This is a genomic window from Synechococcus sp. WC101, from assembly GCF_047461555.1.
In the GTDB taxonomy this organism is placed as follows: domain Bacteria; phylum Cyanobacteriota; class Cyanobacteriia; order Thermostichales; family Thermostichaceae; genus Thermostichus.
This window is the reverse complement of the sequence record NZ_JANSHG010000117.1, coordinates 1-8,317: the sequence shown is the minus strand read 5'-3', so window position 1 is coordinate 8,317 and position 8,317 is coordinate 1. Positions and strand designations below refer to the sequence as shown.

General features: G+C 61.1%; 8 protein-coding genes and 1 pseudogene. 4 read left to right on the top strand and 5 right to left on the bottom strand.

Features of this window, described 5'->3' with window-relative positions:
• Positions 1 to 75: 75 nt before the first annotated feature.
• From NW809_RS08940 to NW809_RS08930, 3 genes are all read right to left on the bottom strand, one after another.
• Positions 76 to 1,791, bottom strand: a complete 1,716-nt coding sequence (locus NW809_RS08940; RefSeq protein WP_041438042.1) for a helicase HerA domain-containing protein — start codon at positions 1,789 to 1,791, stop codon at positions 76 to 78.
• A 10-nt stretch (positions 1,792 to 1,801) separates the two neighbouring features.
• Positions 1,802 to 2,605 (bottom strand): Ig-like domain-containing protein, encoded by an 804-nt coding sequence (locus NW809_RS08935; protein ID WP_414401965.1) that lies wholly within the window; start codon positions 2,603 to 2,605, stop codon positions 1,802 to 1,804.
• 244 nt (positions 2,606 to 2,849) lie between these two features.
• Positions 2,850 to 3,218 (bottom strand): AbrB family transcriptional regulator, encoded by a 369-nt coding sequence (locus tag NW809_RS08930; protein ID WP_011429082.1) that lies wholly within the window; start codon positions 3,216 to 3,218, stop codon positions 2,850 to 2,852.
• 349 nt (positions 3,219 to 3,567) lie between these two features.
• Between NW809_RS08930 and coaBC the strand changes: the two genes are divergently transcribed.
• From coaBC to NW809_RS08910, 4 genes are all read left to right on the top strand, one after another.
• The gene (gene coaBC / locus NW809_RS08925; RefSeq protein ID WP_414401964.1) at positions 3,568 to 4,791 is read left to right on the top strand and encodes a bifunctional phosphopantothenoylcysteine decarboxylase/phosphopantothenate--cysteine ligase CoaBC; all 1,224 of its coding nucleotides are present in this window, start codon (positions 3,568 to 3,570) and stop codon (positions 4,789 to 4,791) included.
• Positions 4,792 to 4,845: 54 nt separating this feature from the next.
• A complete protein-coding gene (locus NW809_RS08920) occupies positions 4,846 to 5,604 on the top strand; it encodes a hypothetical protein (protein WP_011429080.1) in 759 nt (252 codons plus the stop codon).
• A gap of 187 nt (positions 5,605 to 5,791) precedes the next feature.
• Entirely contained in the window at positions 5,792 to 6,910 is a 1,119-nt protein-coding gene (cax, locus tag NW809_RS08915; RefSeq protein ID WP_011429079.1) for a calcium/proton exchanger, read from the top strand.
• A 39-nt stretch (positions 6,911 to 6,949) separates the two neighbouring features.
• Positions 6,950 to 7,753: a mechanosensitive ion channel family protein gene (locus tag NW809_RS08910; RefSeq protein WP_414401963.1), complete on the top strand. Its 804-nt coding sequence runs from the start codon at positions 6,950 to 6,952 to the stop codon at positions 7,751 to 7,753.
• Positions 7,754 to 7,785: 32 nt separating this feature from the next.
• Here NW809_RS08910 and NW809_RS08905 read toward each other — a convergent pair whose 3' ends face one another.
• On the bottom strand, positions 7,786 to 8,025 hold the full coding sequence (locus NW809_RS08905; RefSeq protein ID WP_011429075.1) for a DNA-directed RNA polymerase subunit omega: 240 nt from the start codon (positions 8,023 to 8,025) through the stop codon (positions 7,786 to 7,788).
• 93 nt (positions 8,026 to 8,118) lie between these two features.
• Positions 8,119 to 8,317 (bottom strand): annotated as a pseudogene (locus tag NW809_RS08900) (ABC transporter permease); the annotation flags it as partial.

Here is an 8,317-nt window from a genome sequence, read left to right as displayed (position 1 = left end):
GATAGGGATGATACGCTTTCCGCCGCTGCGGCGCTTTTTGCTGCGCCTGATGACCGGGCTGTGGGGCAGCCCTCCCTACAGCCCCAGTTCCTCCTTGGCCTTCTGAGCTGCCCAAAGCACCTCCGCATCGGCGGCCTCTGACCAATCGGGATCGGCGATCTCGGCGTAGAACCTCTGGTCGTAGGAGCGGGTTTGCACCACCACCGGCATGGGCACGGCATGGCCGAGAACCAGGGCCTGCTGTTTGGAATCCAGCTTGGCCAGCACCGTTTTCAAGTTCTGGCTGCCGGCTACACCCGTGAACACAGCCTCGATATCTTGGTCATCGTTGAGAAGGGCCGTGATGCGGGTGCCCAACTGCGACATCACCTCGCGGTCGAGACTGGAAGGGCGCTGATCCACCACCAGCAGCGTCACAAAGTACTTGCGCATCTCGCGGGCGATGGTGCCGAAAATGGTCTGCTTGGCCGCCCGCGGATCCAGAAAGCGGTGCGCTTCCTCGATGGTGATGCACAGTTGCCGGGGCCGGTCGAGGGGATTTTTGGACTGCAAGTACCGCTCCGTCTGCTGCACATAGGCCTGGTGAATGCGGCGGGTGATGACGTTGGCCGCCAACATGTAGGAGAGCAGGTTGGACTGGGATCCGAACTCGATGACCACGTGAATGCCGCGGCTGAGGGCCTCCAGGATCTCGCCGATGTAGTTGTGGGGCAGGCTGTTGCGGATGTACTTGAGGTCGTCGAGACGGGTGAGCTTGCGCTGCAGGGCCAGGATCGAGGCCTTGTTGCCCATTTTTTGCTCGCAAAACTCCTGAATCTCGGCGTTGGAAAGGCTCAAAAGACGGCTGATCCAGTCGCGGCCAAACTCGTTGCGCAGGATAATGGCGTTTTCCAGACTGGCCTCGGAGAGGTTGAGCTCCTCTGCCAACAGCGCCAGATCCTCCACCTCGATCTGGTTGTAGGCAATAAACAGCTCGCGGGCATCCCGCACCCCTCGCCGCCGCGTGGAATCGGGATCCAAGGTATAGATTTGCACCTGGCCGGGGAAGAGCTGCCGCAGCCCCTTGACGGTGGTGGCCTGCCTATCCTCGCTGGCCGCCTCCCAGCCATACTCAGAGTGCATATCAAAAACCAGGTTTACCGCCGCCCGTTTGCGGATGATGCCCGCCAGGATCAGGCGGGCCAAAAAGGATTTGCCGGTACCGGACTTGCCGAAGATGCCGTTGCTGCGCTCCACCCAGCGATCCAGATCCAGACAAATGGGCACCGCCATGTCCAAGGGTTGGCCGATGGCGAAGTTGCGCCGAGTGGGGTCGTCTTCCCAGCCGAAGACGGTGCGAAAGTCCAGCTCCCGCGCCTCGTACACCTGGGAAAAGTGGGCCGGCACCGTTTTCACCGGCAACAGCTCCATCGCCTCGGCAGCAGGAGGGGCTGAGCCGCAGTCGTCTGGCCGCTTGGGATCGATGAGGGGATACAGCCTCTCTGCTTCCGTCTGCCGCGGCACCAGCATCAGCATGGGCGTGAGGGCGATAACCCCGTAGGTGCCGGTACCCGCCAGCACCTCCTGCAGCAGGGTCTCTTCCGGGCGGGGGGGATTGACCAAGATCTGCGGGTTGCTGGTTGCTAAGGTAACGTCGGTGAGCAGGCCGAAGAAGCGGTGGCGCTCCCCCTGGATCACCACAAACTTGCCCACCCGCAGGTCTTCTACCGAGACACCGGGGTTGAGGCGAGCTTCCAAGCCCCGACTCAGGGATCCCTGGATGACGGTGGCTAGCGGTTGGGGAGCGGTCATGGCGGTGAGACTAGTTGCCCGCCTGAGCGCGGGCGCTGCTGCGGGGGGCCCCATCTTGGACGATCCAAGTGCGGACGATCTCCACCTCCTCCGGCGTCCAAAAGCCCAGACGAGAGAGGGGCAGCCCGCGGGCCTGGAGGTAGGCGATCTCCGGGGATCCGCCGCGGGCCTGAGGGCGGTTGGGGTTGTTGGCGTTGAGGATGGTGGCGTGGCGGCGCGTCCAGCGGGGATCGATCAACTCGCTGTTGGGATCCCCTGGCTTGACGTAGGCCAGAACCGCCTCGTAGCTGTCCAGCAACTGGGTGCGCTGTCGCCCTGCCGGCTGGTGGCAGCCGACACAACTGGCCTCCAGCAACGGCTTGATGTCCCGCTCGTAGGTAAACTGCGGCTCGGTGCGAAAGCGCAGTTGGATGGTCTGCTCCAGCGGCAGCCCCTCCTGCGGCGCGATCGTGAGGGTGTAGTCGGTGCTAAAGCGCAAGGGATCCCGAGGTTTAAGCAACAACTCGTCTCCCTGCACGTCGAAAATGACCGCTGCCGGCGGCTCCAACTGAACCGCCAGCCGTTGTAGATTGGGATCCAGCGGCCGATCGAATTGCAGCCGTAGAACCCCGTCCACAAAAACATCCTGCTGCTCGGGGGCTGGCTGAGAGGAGACCCACTGCAGCGGCGCATTCGATTGCGACTCAACCTGCAGATGAGGCTGAACGGCCCAGAACACCACTGCCAATACCACCAGCCCCACCCAAATTCGCCAGCGTCGCCACCGACGGGCCAGGTTCTGTGCAGTTGGAGTGTACATTGCCGCCGCCCTCATGAACTTTAACTTTTGTCAGAATAACGAAGCCCTCTGCGCTTCAGCCATCAATTGATACCTATTGATACAGATGATACAGACAGATAGGGATCCTCAACGAATACGAGGATCCCTTGTCCGCCTAAAAACAGGGTGACGATGGAGGGAAAGAAGCATCTCGCTCTTCCCTAACCATCGAGGGCTTTACCCAAGCTGAAACGCTGTTATCAGCAGAGAGAACCTCGACAAGGCAGGCGACAGGAAATCAGTCGATGCGCTCTAGCTTGATGTTGTGGTGGCCCAACTTGATCTCGAACTGATCCCCCGGCTTGAGGCCCATCTTCTTGGTGTAGGCAGCTCCGATGAGGAGGTTGCCATTCTTGTGAACCGAAACCCGGTAAGTCGGAGCCCGACCGCGGGAACCGTTCTCATCACTAGCATCGAGATCCACACCGACTGCCTTCAGCAAGGCATTGTTGAACTGCATCAGATTCACTCGCTCCTGACCATTCTTGGTATAGGTGACGTAGCCACAGGCGCGAGCTTTTTCCTTGCGATCCGCATTTCCCATCGAAGTTACCTTGTCGAGGAGCTCTTGGCCAGTGAGTGGTTTTGGTTTACCGGTCGTAGTCATATCAAGATGGCTCAAGGACAACAGTTAGTGTAGCCAAAAACAAATAGCGATTGCAATAAGTTGCCTTCAACTCTTTCTTATTAGAGGAGACAAGTTCGGCAAGCGGAATGGGATCTGAAGAGGCGAGTGCGCAAAACAGCAGTAGCGAATTCCCCCTGCGGGACAGAACCTGTAGAGTCGAGGTCGGACTTGCGAAAGAGGGGTTCTCCCCAGGCAAGCCCTAGGCTCGCAAGTGCTGTTCTCGGCGGGATCGGCGGCCTGAGCCCTAGCACTTTGGGCGAGGGATTCCTGTTGTGTTGCTGGCAAAGGGAGGGAAACTGGAAACAGGGCTGTTTGAGTATTCGCTGATATGGATCCCTTTTGGTCGGGGCGGCGTCTGCTGGTTGGGGTGAGCGGGGGAATTGCTGCCTACAAAACTGCGGTTTTGGTGTCTGCTCTGGCCCAGCAGGGGGCAGAGGTGAGGGTGGTTTTGACGCAAGCTGCACAACAGTTTATCTCCCCGCTGACGTTTGCCACTGTGTCCCGTCAGCCGGCTTTTACAGATGCCGAGTTCTGGCAAGCTGCGCGGGGACGGCCGCTGCACATCGAGCTGGGGGAATGGGCCGAGGCTCTCCTGATTGCGCCGCTTTCGGCCAACACCTTGGGCAAGCTGGCCCAGGGGCTGGCGGACAATTTGCTCACCAACGTGGTTTTGGCCTCCCACTGTCCGGTGGCCTTGGCGCCGGCCATGAATACCCACATGTGGAAGGCTGAAGCAGTGGCCGAGAATTGGCAGCGGCTGCAACGGGATCCCCGCTTCTGGGCCTTGCCCACGGCCAGGGGCCGCCTGGCCTGCGATGCGGTGGGGGAAGGGCGCCTGCTGGAGCCAGAGGCGCTGCAGGAGTATGTGCGGGCTCTGCTCTGGACAGGGGGGCAAAAAGACTGGCAAGGGAAGCGGGTGTTGGTGACGGCAGGAGGTACCCGCGAGCCCATCGACGCGGTGCGCTTTATCGGCAACCCGGCCAGTGGGCGGATGGGGGTGGCGCTGGCGGTGGCCGCCGCCTGTCGGGGGGCCGAAGTCACGCTGGTGCATGGGCCGCTGGGGATCCCCTTTGATCCAGCACCCTTCGCCATTCGGGCCATCCCGGTGGAGACAGCAGCCCAACTGGAGCAGGTTTTGCGGGCGGAGTTTCCCCAGGTGGACGTGCTCTGGATGGCAGCGGCAGTGGGGGATGTGCGGCCCACGCAGACCTATGCGGGCAAGCTGGCCAAGGCCGAGCTGCCCCTGCTGCTGCCCTTGGAGCCTCTCCCCGATTTGGTGGCAGCCCTAGCCCGTCACCGACGTCCCGGCCAGCTTCTTATCGGCTTTGCTGCCCAGAGCGGGGATCCTCTCCCCCCGGCCAAGGAGAAGCTGCAGCAGAAAGGGCTGGACGCCATTGTGGCCAACCCCATCGACCAGCCGGAGAGCGGCTTTGGCAGCAGCCACAACCAAGGCTACTGGATCCCGCGGCAGGGCAACCCGGAACTGCTCCCGTTGGCCACCAAATCGACCCTGGCTCACCGGCTGCTGGATCTGGCCCTGCGCCTAGGCTGACTTGGATAGCCGGCCAAAATCAGGTACCTTTGAGGCTAAGCGCAGAGGGATCCGATGGCGATCATTGTCTTGAGAGCCTGGTATTTGGATTCGGTGTTGTCTGCCTCCCAAGTGCAACAGCGAGCCCCTGACTTGCGCCTAAGCCGTACCGGCCTCCTGAAAACGGCGATGCGAGCCGATTTCCTCGACGATGTGGAGCAGGTGAAGGCCTCTGTCTGGTGGCAGCGCTACTTGGAAGGGGAGCTGGTGGAGTTTTACATCGAGGGCAGCGGCGCCTACAGCATCTCCAACCTCGATTTAATCAGCCGCGAGATCTACTTCAATAAGCGGGCTGCCCTAAGCATCACGGAGCCGGCCATCTACTTCTGTGGCCAATCAGATTACCCCGACTCCAGCGCCACGCTGCACCAGGCGTTGCAGACGGTGGTGGAGGCCATTAACCGCCATCATCAGCCGGTTCTTCCGCTACAACTGCAGGGATCCCCAGAGACACCCCTCATCGACGCAGCGCTGATTCGCAAGCTCAAGCAGGCGTTGCTGGTGGTGGCCGATGTCACCCCTGTGCAGGTCAATGGCCGGGGGCGGCCTCTGCCCAGCCCACAGGTCTGTCTGGAGCTGGGCTATGCCCTGCAATCGAAGCGCCCCGAGCAACTGCTGCTGGTGCAACTGCCCCGCCACGGCATCGAGGGATCCTTTCCCTTTGAGGTGGAAGGCAGCAGCTTTTTGAAAATCGGCGATCCGCAGCACCTGGTGGATCAACTGGGAGCCGAGCTCCTCCGCCTGCTGCAGCGCCATCGAGTCATCTCCCTCTAATGGCAGTACCTACTCAAGCCTCCCTGGCAGCAGCTAGACTGTTTTGGAAGGCCGCTGCTGCCGCCGCCACACTTCTGAAACTATCTATCAGCCTCTATTCCCCGGAACTATGACTCTGGCCGATGCAAATTCTCTGGTTTCCTCAGTTCGCCCTGCAGCAGGCTGGCAGAGAGCGCTGAACGGCTTGATGTTCCTGCTGCTGCTGGGGGTTCCCCTCTCGTGGACAGGCCACTTGCAGGGCTGGGATCCCAATCTGGTCTTCCTTTGTGCGGCCTTGGCGGTGGTGGCCTTGGCGAAGTTTATGGGTCAAGCCACCGAGGAGATCGCTGCCTTGACCGGGCCGACGATCGGGGGACTGATCAACGCCACCTTTGGCAACGCCACCGAGCTAATCATTGGCCTGGTGGCGCTGCAGGCGGGACTGGTGGAGGTGGTGAAAGCCTCCATCACCGGCTCGATCATCAGCAACCTGCTGCTGGTGGCCGGGCTGGCCATGTTTTTGGGCGGCATTAAGTTTCGCGAGCAGAGCTTTCGGCCCGAAGTGGCGCGTATGAACGCCTCGGTAATGAACCTGGCGGTGGTGGCCCTGATCTTGCCCAGCGTGGTCACCTATGCCGACGCCAACTTGGGCGCGCTCTCCATCCAAGAGCTCTCTACAGCGGTGGCTTTGGTGCTGATCGGGGTTTATGGCCTTACCTTGCTGTTTTCCCTCAAAACCCACAGCTACCTTTACACCATTCACGAGGCAGAGGCGGCAGAACATGAAGCCGCTGCCCGTCTCGCCCCCAATCCGGTTTTGCAGGCAGAGGGATCCATTCCCCAAGTGTTGACGGCCCCGCCCGAGCGGGCCGGTTTGGGGTTTTGGCTGTTGGCCCTCTTGGGGTTGACGGTGTTGGTGGCGCTGGAGTCGGAACTGTTGGTGAGCACCCTGGAGCATACTCTGGAGCACTTGCACATTACCTCGCTGTTCATGGGGGTGATTTTGCTGCCGATCATCGGCAATGCGGCCGAACATGCGACGGCAATCACGGTGGCCATGAAAGACAAGATGGATCTCTCCTTCTCAGTATCTCTGGGCTCGACGATGCAAATTGCCCTGTTCGTGGCGCCTCTGTTGGTGCTGGCCGGGAACGTGCTGGGCCAGCCGATGAACTTTAACTTCGGCACAGTGGAGCTGGTGGCCATTGCCGTCTCGGTGTTGCTGGTCAACTCCGTCAGCAGCGACGGTCGCTCCAACTGGCTGGAGGGGCTGTTGCTCTTGGCCACCTATGCCATTCTCGGCATTGCTTTTTTCTTTTTGGAGTGAGGTTGTTCAAGTACTCCACACCGCGGACGCAAACGATTCATGTTGCGCCAGCTGCGACCGGTAGATAAGTCGGGGAAAATGGGATCCCTGCTGTGGCCGCTCCTTTTCGGCGCGTCCCTCGCCCTATCTCCGGCCATCGGGCCTGCCTGGGGGCAGGAAACTTCTCAAAACCACGGCACCGCCTCCAACGTGCCTTTGCTCAGCCGCTTGGATGCTCTGGAAGAGCTGCGGCAAGCGCTCAGCCTGCCCACCGCTTCCATCCAAACGGAGGCCGTGACACTGGATGGGCGGCGGCTGTTCTTGGTCGCCGCGCCACAGGGGGATCCCGGCAGCCTGCCGCCGGTGTCGCAGCGGGCCCGCTCCATTCCCAACAGCGCCATTCGGGTGGTGGAGAACCTCTCCAACGGCTGGTCGCGGGTGGATCTGGGGATCGTGATCGCCTACGAAAACGACCTGGAACAGGCCATCCGCATTACCGAGCAGGTGGCTCTACAGATGTATCGGGAGCCGGCCTGGCGGGACAAGATCCGCGAGCCCCCCAAGATGCACGGCGTCGATGACCTGGGGGAGCGGGGGATTACATTGCGCATCTGGATCAAGGTGCAACCGCTGCAGCAGTGGCGGGTGACGCGGGAATACCGCCGTCGCCTCAAGCATGCCTTCGACCAAGCCGGGATCCAGATCCCGTTTCCGCAACAAGCCCTCTGGTTCCGCAGCCCACTGGAGATGCGCATCCAGGGCCTCAGCCCGGAAGAAACCCACCGCCTTTTGCACCCAATGGAGTCACGGCTGAGCAACCCCGATCCCATTTCTGAGGAGCGAGCCGACCAACTTCCTCCCTAGCTGGCCATCGCAGCTCCAAGGGGGCCAGGCGGCTACTCGTCGCCGATGATTTCCGGCTCGGTCAGCTCATCGGACATTTCGATGATGGCGCGGCGAATGGGCTTCATCCAGCCCTCTTCCACATCGTTGGGGTCATCGTAGCGGCGACGCTTGGCCCGATTGGCCACCTGCACTGTGATGCGATAGCGGTTTTTGGAAGCGTTAATTAACGCCTCTACCCGACGCATCAGCTCGTCGTTGTCGATGCCCAAGTGAGGGTTACGCAAGGTCATGGTCGGCGTCTTGTTACCAGGTAGCCTTTTATCTTAGCAAACCTCTCGCAGCTCATAAGGGCGTCAGCCCGGCCCAGGGCGAGGGATCCCCGATCAAAACCAACGCCCCGCCGACTTGCGCACTGCAATCAAGCTGCTGCTGGTGCCCAGAAAAACCCCCATCCCCAGCAACAGCAGCGGCAGAAACCAAAACTCCGCCTGGCCGGGATCGGCCTGCATCACCTTGAGGAAGGGCAGCGCAATCAACTGCTCCAGCGCCTCCTGCAGTAACTGTTGGGATCCCAGAACCAAG